This window comes from Photobacterium sp. GSS17, from assembly GCF_028621875.1.
Lineage (GTDB): Bacteria > Pseudomonadota > Gammaproteobacteria > Enterobacterales > Vibrionaceae > Photobacterium > Photobacterium ganghwense.
The window spans coordinates 2,042,787-2,056,354 of record NZ_CP117517.1 but is presented as its reverse complement, the minus strand read 5'-3'; the positions used below and the strand labels follow the sequence as shown (position 1 = coordinate 2,056,354).

At 50.3% G+C, this 13,568-nt stretch carries 11 protein-coding genes; 1 reads left to right on the top strand and 10 read right to left on the bottom strand.

Annotated features, from left to right (window positions below; all coding sequences use genetic code 11):
• Positions 1-169: 169 nt before the first annotated feature.
• The 7 genes from torA to PGW97_RS09215 form a co-directional block, all read right to left on the bottom strand.
• Positions 170-2,656 (bottom strand): trimethylamine-N-oxide reductase TorA, encoded by a 2,487-nt coding sequence (gene torA / locus PGW97_RS09245; protein WP_273857149.1) that lies wholly within the window; start codon positions 2,654-2,656, stop codon positions 170-172.
• 2 nt (positions 2,657-2,658) lie between these two features.
• Positions 2,659-3,777 (bottom strand): NapC/NirT family cytochrome c, encoded by a 1,119-nt coding sequence (locus PGW97_RS09240; RefSeq protein ID WP_242551859.1) that lies wholly within the window; start codon positions 3,775-3,777, stop codon positions 2,659-2,661.
• A gap of 443 nt (positions 3,778-4,220) precedes the next feature.
• Positions 4,221-5,021: a ParA family protein gene (locus tag PGW97_RS09235; RefSeq protein WP_217391455.1), complete on the bottom strand. Its 801-nt coding sequence runs from the start codon at positions 5,019-5,021 to the stop codon at positions 4,221-4,223.
• A gap of 72 nt (positions 5,022-5,093) precedes the next feature.
• The gene (locus PGW97_RS09230) at positions 5,094-5,354 is read right to left on the bottom strand and encodes a DUF5062 family protein (protein ID WP_047885312.1); all 261 of its coding nucleotides are present in this window, start codon (positions 5,352-5,354) and stop codon (positions 5,094-5,096) included.
• Between the two features lie 92 nt (positions 5,355-5,446).
• Positions 5,447-6,547, bottom strand: a complete 1,101-nt coding sequence (locus PGW97_RS09225; RefSeq protein ID WP_273857148.1) for a DUF3080 domain-containing protein — start codon at positions 6,545-6,547, stop codon at positions 5,447-5,449.
• A gap of 115 nt (positions 6,548-6,662) precedes the next feature.
• Positions 6,663-8,033 (bottom strand): MATE family efflux transporter, encoded by a 1,371-nt coding sequence (locus PGW97_RS09220; protein ID WP_047885314.1) that lies wholly within the window; start codon positions 8,031-8,033, stop codon positions 6,663-6,665.
• A gap of 211 nt (positions 8,034-8,244) precedes the next feature.
• Positions 8,245-10,068, bottom strand: coding sequence for a diguanylate cyclase domain-containing protein (locus PGW97_RS09215; protein ID WP_207103621.1), 1,824 nt, complete (start codon positions 10,066-10,068; stop codon positions 8,245-8,247).
• A 235-nt stretch (positions 10,069-10,303) separates the two neighbouring features.
• Here PGW97_RS09215 and PGW97_RS09210 point away from each other — a divergent pair, with 235 nt between their 5' ends.
• Positions 10,304-10,921 (top strand): riboflavin synthase subunit alpha, encoded by a 618-nt coding sequence (locus PGW97_RS09210; protein WP_273857147.1) that lies wholly within the window; start codon positions 10,304-10,306, stop codon positions 10,919-10,921.
• A 148-nt stretch (positions 10,922-11,069) separates the two neighbouring features.
• On the opposite strand, the gene PGW97_RS09205 is transcribed toward PGW97_RS09210, so the two are convergent.
• From PGW97_RS09205 to PGW97_RS09195, 3 genes are all read right to left on the bottom strand, one after another.
• Complete coding sequence (locus PGW97_RS09205) at positions 11,070-11,273, bottom strand: CPXCG motif-containing cysteine-rich protein (protein WP_047885317.1); 204 nt, start codon at positions 11,271-11,273, stop codon at positions 11,070-11,072.
• Positions 11,274-11,622: 349 nt separating this feature from the next.
• Positions 11,623-12,276 (bottom strand): hexitol phosphatase HxpB, encoded by a 654-nt coding sequence (hxpB, locus tag PGW97_RS09200; RefSeq protein ID WP_047885318.1) that lies wholly within the window; start codon positions 12,274-12,276, stop codon positions 11,623-11,625.
• Positions 12,277-12,633: 357 nt separating this feature from the next.
• Positions 12,634-13,503: a fructosamine kinase family protein gene (locus tag PGW97_RS09195; protein WP_273857146.1), complete on the bottom strand. Its 870-nt coding sequence runs from the start codon at positions 13,501-13,503 to the stop codon at positions 12,634-12,636.
• Positions 13,504-13,568: the final 65 nt, after the last annotated feature.

The window sequence follows — 13,568 nt, the reverse complement described above, 5'->3', positions numbered from 1 at the left end:
CAGGTGAGGAAAGCGGAAAGGTGAAATGGTGAATAAGGGAGAGGAAATGGTGAAAAGGAGAGAGTGGCGAGATAAAAGCAGGCCACTGAATGACCTGCTTGGGAAAGATAAGAAAATAGTCGTCAGTGTTTTACGTGGAAATGTCGACAAATCACCGCTTCATAACGGCTCAGGCGTTGAGTGGCACCTGATGAGCCAGATTGACCGGCGCCTTACCTTGATACTTTTCAATGTCGAGCTGTGCCATCTGACCACAGTTACCCTGTGCCAGCTGAGACGAACCCTGGTCGAAAGTCAGGACATTCACACAGCCGTTGCGGCATAAGCCACCTGCCTGTCCCGGTGTGGCGGAATCGTACCAGGCACCCTCGCAAATCCGTACCACACCTTGTCGGATGTCTTCTGTGACTTTTGCGCCAACCAGAATCTGTCCACGGTCATTGAATGCGCGAACCAGATCACCGTCTTTAATGTTGCGCGCTTTGGCATCGGTCGGGTTGATCAGAATCGCTTCCCGGTTGGCGACGGCATATTTTTCACGCAGCGGGGTATTATCCAACTGAGAGTGCAGTCGCTGTGTCGGGTGTGCGGTGTTAAGCGACAGCGGGTATTTGGCAGCAATCTCTGCTTTATGCCATTCACGTGGCGCGTACCATTTCGGGTGCGGTGCGCAGTCTTCATAACCCATTTTGGCAATGGTATCTGAGTAAATCTCAATGCGACCTGACGGTGTCCCCAACGGGTTCAGCAGCGGATTATCCCGAAATTCGGCATGGCGTACCCATTGCTTGCTGGCTTCCGGTATCGGGAAAGAAATATAGTCGTTAGCATCCCAGAACATTTCGAACGGCGGTAACGGTACACGGTTCGTACGAGCCTGAGTTTTCATGCCGTCATACATTTCTTTCAGCCACTGCATTTCGTTTTTGCCTTCGGTATAGGCGTCTTTCACGCCCAGTTTTTCCGCCAGCGCGACATAAATGTCAAAATCATTCTTTGATTCATGCTGTGGCTCGACGACTTTGTGCATCGGGAAGACATAACGCTGCGAATAGTCGCCACCCATGTCGATGTCGTTACGCTCATAACTGGTGGTTGCCGGTAGCACGATATCCGCATGCTTGGCTGAGGCTGTCCAGTACGGCTCTTGTACGATAATCGTATCGAGCGTCTGCCAGGCTTGAAGCAGGGTGTTGATGTCCTGATGCTGGTGGAACGGGTTACCACCGGCGACATAGACCATCTTGATTGACGGATACGTGACAGTGCGGCCATTAAACTGGATTGATTTACCCGGGTTCAGAATCGCTTCGGCGATACGGGCAACCGGGATAGGTGACGGTGAGCCTTTCGGCGCAGTACCTGCATTAATACCAGACAGAATGCCGCCTTTGGCTGTTGGACTGCCACCTGACGAGTAGTGGTAGCTGAAGCCAAAACCGCCACCCGGTAAGCCGATTTGTCCCAGCATGGCTGCCAGAGTCACCAGCATCCAGTTTGGTTGTTCGCCGTGTTGCTGGCGTTGCATGCCCCAGCCAGCCATCAGCATGGTGCGGTTTTTCGCAAAGTCGCGCGCCAGTGATTTGATCACGTCGGCATCTATGCCACAGATCTCGGCGGCCCATTCTGCCGTTTTGGCTTCACCGTCGGCGTCGCCGGTCAGATAAGCCTGGAATTTATCAAAGCCAGTGGTGTAGTACTTGATAAATTCTTTATCGTGAAGGTCTTCGCTGAGTAGAGTGTGGGCAATACCCATCATCATTGCGACATCGGTGTAAGGGCGCGGGGCAATCCACTCGGCATCCATGTACTCCACGGTTTCATTGCGAACCGGGTCAATGGTAATAACGCGGGTGCCTTTGTCCTTCAGGGCCTTTAGACCTGCCTGACCTTCATGATCCGGAACGTTCCAGGCGTTTTTCAGGGTCACCATGGCATTAAAGCCCCACAGCACAACCAGCTCACTGCTTTCAACCACGACAGGCCAGGCGGTTTGCTGCTCGTACACTTCCATCGAGCCCATCACGTGCGGCATGATCATCTGTGCAGCACCGGTAGAGTAGTCACCGGCATAGCCCAGAAAACCACCGCTCAGGTTCATCAGACGGTGCAACAGGGTACGGCTGTTGTGGAACATGCCGGTGCTTTTCCAGCCGTAGGAACCAGCATAAATTGAGGATGGCCCGTACGTTTCCTGCAGGCGGGTGATCTCGCCAGCGACCAGCTCAATGGCTTTATCCCATGGAACACGAACCCATTCATCGTTGCCGCGCAGGGTTTTGCCTGCTCCCGGCCCGCCTTCGAGGTAGCTGCGGCGTACCATCGGGTACTTCACGCGGTTGGTGGCGTGTACCTGATAGGGGGCCATTTTGATCAATTCGTTCGGTGCCGGATCATCGTCAACCGGCAGGGTGTCGACCATTTTGCCGTCTTTGACGATGGCCTGAAACGCTCCCCAGTGGGCAGCCGTCAGAACGCCTTCATGGGCGGTTTTGGTGTACTTGAACTGCGGTAGCGCTTCTTCAATAGCGCGTGCTAGCGCGGTTTTCGGTAGCAGGGCATTAACGGCAGGTACAGCGGCTACGGCGCAAAGTCCTTGCAGAAAACGACGGCGACTTAATACGGTTTTTGATTCTTGAGTCATAAGTTTGTTCATGGTTATTCGCCTCCCTTCATATCGCTGGCGTGTTTCTGGACATACTGAGTCAGGATGCGACTTTGTTCCTTGGTCAGGGAGGTACGGGATTCCATCCCTTTAATTACACCGATCCACTGGTTGGAATTGAAGTGATCGAGCGGTGTCAGGCCGTGGCAACCGGTACAGTTGGCAGACATCAGCTGTGAGCTGTAATCCCACAGTGGTTTGTCGTTATCCAGTAACTTTCCGTTATCCAGCCACACAGTGAGACTGACCTGGTGCCAGGTAATATTGGTGGATTCATCGGTGAAAGACTCACCCACTTTCAGGGCCGCTTTGGCGTCGTCGCCCAGCAGTGCGCTCAGGATGCGTTTACCACGCGCAGCATAAATCACGGCATCAACCCCGTCTTGCTGCCAGCCAGTCACGGTGACTTCAATACGGTTCTGGCTGCGAGATACGGCAGAAAGCTGAGTCGTTGGCAGCAGGTTACCCTGATTATGGCTTTCGGTTTCACCCAGGTAAAAAGGTGTGGTTTCATAGGTGTAGAGCGTTGCTGCCGTTTTGGAAGCGGATTGCGCTGCTTTGGCCAGCTCTGCGGCACCTGATTGTGCAGAATCTGAGGTGTCCGGCAGCAGGTGCGCGATGCCTTTATGGCAGTCAATACAGGTTTCGTTGTTGGCGATGGCAGATTGGTGCATTTCACGCGCAGCCGGGCGCTGATCGAGCAGCGTCATTGCCGTGAATTCATGGCAGCTGCGACAGGTAGCGGAATCATTGGCTTTCATCTGACTCCACACCGTTTCAGCCATGTGCTGACGGCGGGCTTCATAATCTGCGTCGGTATCAAGTGTACCGGCGATTTCATGATAGATGTCTTTAACCGCACGTACCTTGGTCACCACATAGCCCAGCGTATCATTGGGGATATGGCAATCTGCACATTCGGCACGCACACCGTGCTTATTCTGGAAATGGATAGTGCCCTGATATTCAGCAAGGGGTGTTTGCATGGAATGGCACGAGACACAAAATTCAGTCGAACTGGTTTTATGCATCACCACAGCAGTGGTGGCCAATGCAATTACACCCAGTAAAGCCCCGATGGCCAGTAGCCAGATCAAGGTACTTCGTTTCATCTTTCCAATTGTCATTATTAACCTTTAGATACATTTTGAAATACACTGAAAAATTCTAGGGGTTTATACCTCTAATTGGCTAGGTGCGCCTTCTTTTTTTACGCCATGAATAAAAATAATTTTTTCGTGTTACATGGGTGTAAGTGGTTGATGGGTTGGGTTGATTTTTATTTTAGGAGAGGTGGCTAAGTTGTGTGCTAATTGTGTTGGCTGTAGCGATTTTAAGACAAAAGTGTAACTAATGAGCCATCTTGACAAATAAAAACGCAACAGAATGAGATTCCACCGGAAGAATCTGGCTCCGGTCTTGTTTGGGAATGTGACAAGAGGTGACAGGAAATGAATGGGTGGTGTGGCGAGATGATGCAGAAAAGGCACTCGTGAACAACGAGTGCCAACACCATGCTTGATGATTTTGAGATAGAACGTTAGAACAACAGTGCCTAATTCGCAGCTGCTGTACCCTCGACCAGAGTCTCGGCTTCCAACTGCGTGTAGAGCTGCTCAAAAGCCTTGGTCAGTTTATGGTTGGGCAGCAAATGCGGCAGCGGCTTTTGGTGATAGTGCGATTCCTTCATTTTCACCGATAATGGCAGGTAAGGCTCCAGTATCGGCAGATCCAGATCTCGCAGATCCTCAATGATCTTTGTCGGGAAATTCGCCTGGGCATTAAACATATTGACGATGATCCCTTCGACGGCCAACGACGGGTTATGATCATCACGCAGTTCTGCGACATTATTCAGTAGCGTCATCAATGCTTGCTGAGAAAAACTGTCGCAGTCAAATGGGATGAGCAGTTTGTGGGCGGCAATTAGCGCTGCTTTGCTATAGAAATTAAAGTTGGGTGGCGTATCGATATAAATGCGGTCAAATTGCTTTTCTAATTCATCCAGCGCATCGCGCAGCTTATAGATTTTGTAGCGGCGTTCTAATTCGGCTTCAATCTTATCAAGCTTGGGGCTGGACGGAATGAGGTAAAGATTGTCAAAAGCGGTGGATTGCGGAAAATCTTTGACTGGCGTGGAAACGGAAAACCAGCCAACGGTTTGGTTGAGCAAATCGGCAATGGTGCGATCTTTGCTGTCTGAAGCATCGTGTCCCAGATAGTGGCTGCTGTTTCCTTGAACATCCAAATCGATTAACAAGGTTCGAAAGCCTTTTGCAGCACTGAGAGCGGCGAGATTGGCAGCAATGCTGGATTTTCCGACGCCTCCTTTCTGATTAAAGATGACACGACGCATATTATTTCCCTGTCCTGGTCTGGTTCTGATTCCTTTTTCTACCATACTTCAGCCGGTTATGCGTCGCAATGGCTATTTCAGTAACTCGTGATCCGGCGGTAATAATCGGGAAATCCACAGCACCAGCTTATGTTTCATATTAGGGCCATCTTCCTGATCAACCGCGAGGGGGGTGATTTGTTTTGCCTGTACCAGCAAGCGGTAAATACATTCCACCCGGTCTGTGGACGGGACCGATTTATCCAAATCAGCAAATCCTTGTTTTTTAGCAAACGCGAAGCCAAGTTCCAGGGCCTTCTTTAACAGTTTTGCTTCGTTTTTGTGCTTTTTCACGGTCGTCTCCGATGAGGAAGTGTTTGTACATACTAGGGGAATCGTTCGGTATTGAGTAGGCGCGTGATGGAATTCTTTGTGGTTTGTCGGCTTTATTGCGCACCAATCTTCATGTTGCATCGTTTGAATGTGCGCTGCCAGAATTTGACATGGTTGAGCGTGGCTGCGCGAAAGGCGGCGTGCAGCTCACCGTCTACATAATACTGGCGGTATCGGGCCAGAACGGTGTTTGCCCCGGGTTCAGGGGCTCCGGGTTTTGTCAGTAACGTTGCCAGTACCGGTTGTATCTGCCGGTACTGGGAATCAAGTTCAGCCAGATAGGGCTGAATGTCAGCCACGAAAAACTTGTAGAACACGTTCTGCAGGTATTCGGCTTTTTGTTGGTTCCGGTTCGGTCCACATATAATGCGGCTTTCATTCTGCTCCAGCAGGCGGGTGCTGGTGTCCAGCCATTCCGTGGCAAACTGAAGGGAATATTCCAGCTGTGCGACGTAGTGGTAGGGGTGAATCTGTTTTTGATGAGTTAATAAAGTGTCAGCTTGCTTGGCGGCGAGTTTTGAAGACTCCAGTGCCAATTCATTTTTGCTTATGTTGTTTTGACTCAGGATCGACTGGACAAACGTGAATGCTGCTAACGCTTCATCAAAACCATAAAAGGTGCCGAGAGGGAAAGGATGGGGGTAAGCGGTGAATTGCTGGCGCCACTCTTCACCTGTCGTCAGCATGTTCCAGGTATGCAACGGGAGCTGGGCGCGTTTCTGGCTGTAGTAACGGGTTAACATCGGCAGTAAATCATTGTCCTGCGGGAGTGTGTCAAGGCAATGCCGCAGGCCGTTCAGAAGCAGCAGCTCATAACGGAGCTGGCGGGTTTTATCCTGGACTTTACCCAGAATGGAGTTGCGTTCAGCAATCAGGTGAAACAGCCCGCATTTTCTCAGCTCATAAGCATCGAGCAGATCCACGCGGATTTCTTCGACAGGTATAAATAAAGAACGCGTCGTAGGAAAAGAAAGCGGATCAGTCAGGGAGGGGGCGAGGGGATCGGTATCGAGCACTTTTGCCAGGCGCTGGTGGTAGGATTCAAAGCCGTTAATGGTCGTGTTTTGCTCGCAGCCGTACAGCCATGCTGCGCTGATGATAGTGACCACGCCGGTCAACAGGATTTTTCGCAAAACAGGTCGATACGAGGGCAAAGTTAATCCTTACACAATGAACATAGGCCAATCAGGGTGTACCGGATTTATCTTATCGGTAATTATGGCAAAAAGAACAGGCGGCACGGTGGCCGCCTGTGTTGTCATTATCTCGCTATCGCATAGACATCGCGAGCTGAGCCTCGTCGTCCTGACGCTGTACCCAGTGAAGGCGATAAGCCAGCATGAAGGCTGCTGCACTTAGGCCGACAATGTTACCAATCCAGAAGCCGTGAGGCCCCATTGGCGCTACGATCCAGTCTGTGATACCCAGCACGTAGCCGGTCGGCAGACCCAGAATCCAGTAGGCAATAAAGGTGCGAATAAAGATGGCTCGCATGTCTTTATAGCCACGCAGTGCACCCGCCGCGACCACCTGGGTTGCATCTGTGCACTGATAAATCGCGGCCAGAAACAGAAGTTGGCCGGCAATCATGATGACTTCCGGGTTATCGGTATACATCATGGCGATTTGCTCGCGGAACACGATGGTTGATACTGCCGTGATGACGGAAATGATCAGTGCCACCGCCAGACCGCAGTGGCTGGCGATGCGTGCTTCTTCCAGATCTTCCCGTCCCATCAGGAAGCCCACCCGGATACTCAACGCGGCACCTAGACTCATTGGGATCATAAAGATCAGCGATGAGAAGTTACTGGCAATCTGATGGGCTGCAACGGTGATGGAGCCCAGCGGTGATATCAGCAAGGCAATGGCCGCAAAAAGTGACACTTCAAAGAAAATAGACGCCGCAACCGGCAATCCCAGTTTAAACAGGCGGGCAATCGCTTTGACCTGCGGGCGGTGCCAGTGAGCAAACAGCCCAAGACTGTTCAGCTTCTTGTTGAGTTTGATGTATACCAGCATGGCCACGAACATCAGCCAGTAGACAATGGCAGTGGCAACACCACAACCGATCCCCCCCATTGCTGGTGCACCAAATTCACCGTAAACAAAAATCCAGTTCAGCGGGATGTTGGCTGCCAGACCAATAAAGCCGATCACCATCGACGGAACGGTGAGTGATACTCCTTCAGCGAAACTCTTCAGGGTCTGGAAATACAGGAAGCCCGGTACGGCAAAGAGAACTGCATGCAGGTAGCCGATGGTTTTGTCGGCCAGTTCCGGCTCCACATCCATCATGTCAATCAGCACACCGGCGTTATACAGCACCAGCATAATTGGCACCGATACCAGAGTGGCAAGGAAGAAACCATGTTGTACTTCAAACGGGATACGGTCTTTTTTACCTGAACCGTTTAACGTTGCAACAATGGGCACTAGTGCGATCAACAGACCCACACCGAACAGAATGGCCGGTAACCAGACGCTGGCTGCCACGGAAACGGCTGCCATGTCGGTAGCACTAACGCCACCGGCCATCACGGTGTCTACAAATCCCATGGATGTCTGCGCGACAGAAGCAATCAGGACGGGAATGGCAAGTTTGAGTAGATGACGCGTTTCGCGCCGGTAGTTTTGCACGTGAAGGCTCCTGACAGGTAGAGGGAAAACGCGTGGATTATAACGGGAAAAGGGGGAGAGACAATTATCTGTGCCAGAAAAAGCGTTAATAACAACTGAGTTAATATCGGATTTTATCAGTGCTATCTGTTACTTATAGTACATTAATCGCACTGTGCCACGGGAATTTCGGGTGGAAAAACACGGTTGTGGTGTCCCTGAATGTGACGAGCTAAGAGCTAAGCACAGCCTGATTTTTGCCTTTCTCTTTGGCGTCATAGAGTCGTTGATCCGCCGTTGCATAGGCCTGATGTGGGTCCTGCTGACAGTAGCTGGCACCGATACTGGTGGAAACATATATCGATTGCCCGTTGTGCAGATAAGGGCATTTTTTGAGGCCATCCATCAGCTGTGAAGACAGTTGCTGCACGGTATCTTCATCAATACCCGGCAACCAGAGAGCAAATTCCTCTCCTCCGATACGACCAAACAAGGCCTCGGAATCTTCCAGGTTGTGGCGCAGAATGCCGTCGCAAACCTGAGCAAAGTGTTTGAGAATATTATCACCAATATGGTGGCCGTATTGGTCGTTGACTCGCTTGAAGTTATCCAGGTCCATCAACAGTAACCAACCAGGCTGACATTGGCTGTCATTTTCAAGACGTTCCCAGAATGACCGGCGGTTTGCAATGCCGGTCAGGTAATCGCTGTAAGCCATATGTTTAAGCTTCTGGTTGGCGGCTTTCAGCTCGCGGGTACGGATTGCCACTCGTGTTTCCAGACTGTGATTTTGCTCTTCCAGCAAGGCATTCAATCGCAGTGTTTTATCCTGCTCGGCCCGAAGCGCCTGCAGGGTGCTAACCAGATGATCCGACATCTGATTAAAATTGTCGGCCAGCAGGCCCACTTCATCTCTCCGTTTCAGAGGGATGCGGGTATGCAAGTCCCCTTCACGAATACGGCGGGTGGCCAGAATCAACTGGTGAATGGGTTTGAGAACATGCCGGGTCGCCAGCGCCCCGATAAACAGTGCCAGCAGACTGATCACAATTGTAAACAGCAGGCCCGCTCGTTTTACGGTATTGAGAGGGGGGGAAAAGTCGGACAGTGGCGAATAGAAAAGAATATTAATCACATTGTTTTGTGCCAGCTGATAATAGCTGGTCAGCGCTACCCACTGTTGTTGACCGGTATCGACCAGTTTGACGGTGTCGGTGCTGGCGGTATTCTGTTGAAGAAGTTGAGAAATAACCGGTGTCGCTTGTTTATTTATGCTCGGCAACTGGCCGTTTTGCGGGGTGTGGCGTTTGTCGGTACTGGCCAGAATCTGCCCGTCATTATTGAATAACAGCACTTCACCGTTATCACTGAGTTTGTTACTTTTCAGCTCTTTAATCAGCGAGTTTAAAGTCAGGTCAACGCCCCAAACGCCTAACAGTTTTCCGGCTTCATCACGAAAGGCTTTGGTCAGGCTGATTCCCAATAAGCTGGTATCGACCGCTCCCGGATACATTTTGCTCCAAACCGGCTGGTCGGTTTTCAGCGAGTCTTTGTACCAGTCTCTTTCTCTGGCATCGAAAAACCCTCGCATAGCAGTAAACTGGCGCTTTTGCCCGTTGAAATTAGTAGTAAAACTGTTGAGCGGCCCGGCTTTTTCCTGTGCCGATTGAAGAAGGGTAAAACCGCCGTTGCTATAGCCAAATGAAAGTAATCCGCCCTGAGGATTGGCAAAGTAGTAATAGTCGACGTTGTAGTGGTGGTTGAGCATGGTCACGATGTGGTCAAGTAACAGACTACTGTCAGCCACAATGTTAATCAGCTCCTGACGAATGCGGGTTTGCTGTTCGAAAATTTGCCTGGCGTCCTGAAACTGTTCATCAAGCCGTTCTTTCAGGTTGGCGCTGGAGTACTGATATAACCGCTCAATGGTCTGGAACATCACTTTTTCCGAGTTGTGATACCAGAGCATGACAATGGGCAAAGCTGTCATTGCCAGCAGTGTCATCAGCATCATTTGAAGCTTGAACGTCAGGTTGTAAGTGAACGTCTTCGTCATAGAAATACTTTTAGTGACTAATGGCAATGACTGTAAGTGATGGCTGGTGGCATTTTTTTGACATTATCAGGGCTGAGAATAAGTGTTTACCAATGATAGTTCAAATCAGATTGTAAAAAGATTTAAGGTAATGGTTTACATCTCGGTTAATTGTATAAAGAGGCGACTAATCCCCAGTCTGAATTGTGATATGGTGGTCGCCAGACAGTATCAGTACGATTCATGAGGAGTATCTATGTTTACCGGGATCGTTCAGGGAACGGCCGAAGTTGTGGCCATTGATAAAAAAGATCGCTTTCAGACCCATGTGATTCAGCTTGATGAGCTGATGCGTGCCGGTCTGGAGATTGGTGCTTCTGTGGCGCATAACGGCTGCTGCCTGACTGTCACCCGTATTGACGGTGACAAGGTAGCATTTGATTTGATGCAGGAGACTCTTGCGGTGACCAATCTCGGCCAGTTGCAGGTTGGCGATCGGGTGAATATTGAACGTGCTGCGAAGTTTGGTGATGAAATTGGCGGACACTCTATGTCAGGCCACATCAATGTGGCGACAGAGATTAGTGAGATCGAGGTGACGCCGAATAACTGCACCATTTGGTTTGTTATTCCGGAGATGTATCAAAAGTACATTCTACGCAAAGGTTATATCGGGATTGATGGTTGCTCACTGACAATCGGTACGGTCGAAGAAGGGCGTTTTTGTGTACACCTGATTCCGGAAACATTGCAGCGTACCTTGTTCGGGCAGCGTCAGGTTGGCGAGAAAGTGAACCTGGAAATTGATCCGCAGACACAGGCAATAGTCGATACCGTCGAGCGCTATCTGGCGGCTAAAGATGCCGGGCAATAAACCCCGTTATTTGCGATTGGTCAACCTATCGCTCCCTTCCTCATTATTAAGCAGATAAGCAGATAAGCAGATAAGCAGCTTAACTGCTAAACAGAGAGTGGCGACGTACTCGCAAAAAAAAATCCCTGCTTTGTAGCAGGGATTTTTTTCAGAATATTTGTTCGTCGTCTGCATCCACGAATAAGTGAATGGTCTTATGGAGTTCATCCACCTGCATGTTGAGGTGAATGGCATGACAACACGCCGGACAGTCATCATAAAACTCCTGACTACCGGCACTGGCATCAAGGGTGATTCGAATATTGTGTCCACAATGCGGGCAAATTACAGATTGTTCAGTAAAGTTCTTCATTTTCTACTCCTTGAAGCGTGCCAGGCACATTATGAGCAAAAGTCATACTTAACTTTTGCAAACCGGATATGTCGAGGCTTGCCTTGCCCTCACAACACATACTCTAGCGGTGGCGATTCCTTTTTGCCTCAAATTAACCGGAAACTTTGACCCGCTGAAAAGTTTTGGGGCAGCGGAAAGCAGATCTGAGTTAAGTTTATGAAAAATCCCAAATCTTTAAGGTTTTTACCTTACCGATACTGTAAATAATAGGTCATGTTTGCCACAATTTCTCTGGTTAGTGGCGCGGTGGAAATGTGCAACATATCGGGTGAGATACATTGCACACTGAAACAGACGGTGGGGCAAGTTAGATAGCAGCGAAAAGCTGCTGATTTACTTCGAGTAGCGAGTTAAGTTTGCGATCGGCAATTGCCCAGCGCGGGTCATGGGCGAAAGCGGCATCAGGCACGGCGATCCCTTTCATTTGTGCGGCTTTCGCGGCCAGTAGGCCGTTGACTGAATCTTCAAACGCCACACAGGCTTGCGGCATCACACCTAATGCATCCGCAGCATTAATGTAGACTTCCGGGTGGGGTTTCCCAAAGCGCAAGTGTTCGGCAGACAGTACGGCCTGAAATTTACCGGTTAGCGACAGTGAATCGAGCGTTGACTGGATCAACCGCATCGGCGATGACGATGCCAGCGCGATTTTCAGTCCCATTTCTTCACAGGTCGCAATGGCTTCCAGCACACCCGGAAGCATGGGTTTGTGCTCTTTGATCAGCTCCTCAACCCGGCAGACAATCATCTCTGTGACTGTCGGAACATCGTGGCCTTGCCAAGGTTGTCGCTGATACCAGTATTCAACCACCTGATCGATGCGCAGGCCCATCGTTCTGTGAGTATCTTCCAGGGTAATGCTGACTCCGACAGAGGAAAAAATATCCACCTGAGCGCGTTGCCAGAAAGGTTCAGAGTCGACCAGCAGGCCGTCCATATCAAATACTGCAGCTTGTAACATGAGACATGTTCCCTTGTGGGCTCGATAACACCATACAAATCGGGCAGGCCGGTCAGCTTGCCGGTTTGTCATTCAGAGCACCAAAAGTAACACAAATCCAGAAGGGATGTCAGGGTACGAAATGCCAGAGCAGAAAGAACAGAATAGAAAGCACCGAGTAGCCAGACCTAAGCAGACCTGAGTGGTAGATAGGCCTGAGTAGTAGATAACGGGGTAGTAGAAAGAGCAGAGCTGAAAGGCGAGAGCAAGCCTTTCAGCTCTTGGCCCACATTCTTGGCGTACCAGTGCCGATGCATAATTGCATCGGCGTTATCCGGGAGCACAGTCAAAGAATACCGACGTTAGGGGAAGGCTGGACTAACCATCGAGTAACCCCAGTTCATCAATCATGCGCTCTGCCTGAGCGATATATGTGCCGCCGAACAGATTGCAGTGGTTGAGAATGTGGTACAGGTTATATAGCGGCTTGCGGGATTCATAGCCTTCATCCAGCGGCCAGACTGACTGATACCCCTCATAGAAGGTGGGAGGGAACCCCCCGAACAGTTCTGTCAGCGCAATGTCACATTCCCGATCGCCCCAGTAACTGGCCGGATCGAAGATGATCGGCCCATTCACGGTGACGGCTGCATTTCCCTGCCAGAGATCCCCATGAAGGAGGGATGGTTTGGGCTGGTGGTTCATCAATAGCTCAATCACTTTGCCAGTGATGGTATCAATATTGCCAAACGAGATACCTTTTTCATTGCATAGCTGAAGTTGCCAGGCAATACGTTGCTCAGCAAAAAATCGGCACCAGCGGCGACGCCAGTTATTGGGCTGTGGTGTCAGTCCGATATAGTTATCGATATCAAAGCCATACTCGGGCTGATCCCCCCAGGCGTGCAGACGCGCCAGTTTCTGGCCGAGTGTAAAGCCGGATTCGTTATCGAGCACTTTGGTGGGAAGATAATTGAGGATCAGAAACGATTTGTCTTTGCTGGTCCCGAGGTGAATACAGCGGGGAACCAGAATACAGTCAGCTTCGTTGAGGATATGCAGGCTCTCCGCCTCGGTTTCAAAGAGCGAGAGCTGATCACGGTCATTCATCTTCACAAAGAAGCGTTCATTACCATCACCAATGCAGTAGCATTCGTTGATATCACCGCCTTCGACGGGCTCCTTTTCAATGATCCTGAAGGGTCTGTCCAAAACATCAGAAAGTTGGTGAGAAATCGCTTGCCACATAGCATCCTCCACGTCACTTCACGTTGTTGGTGAGGCTGTTGCCTACTCAACATAGTAGCCCATTT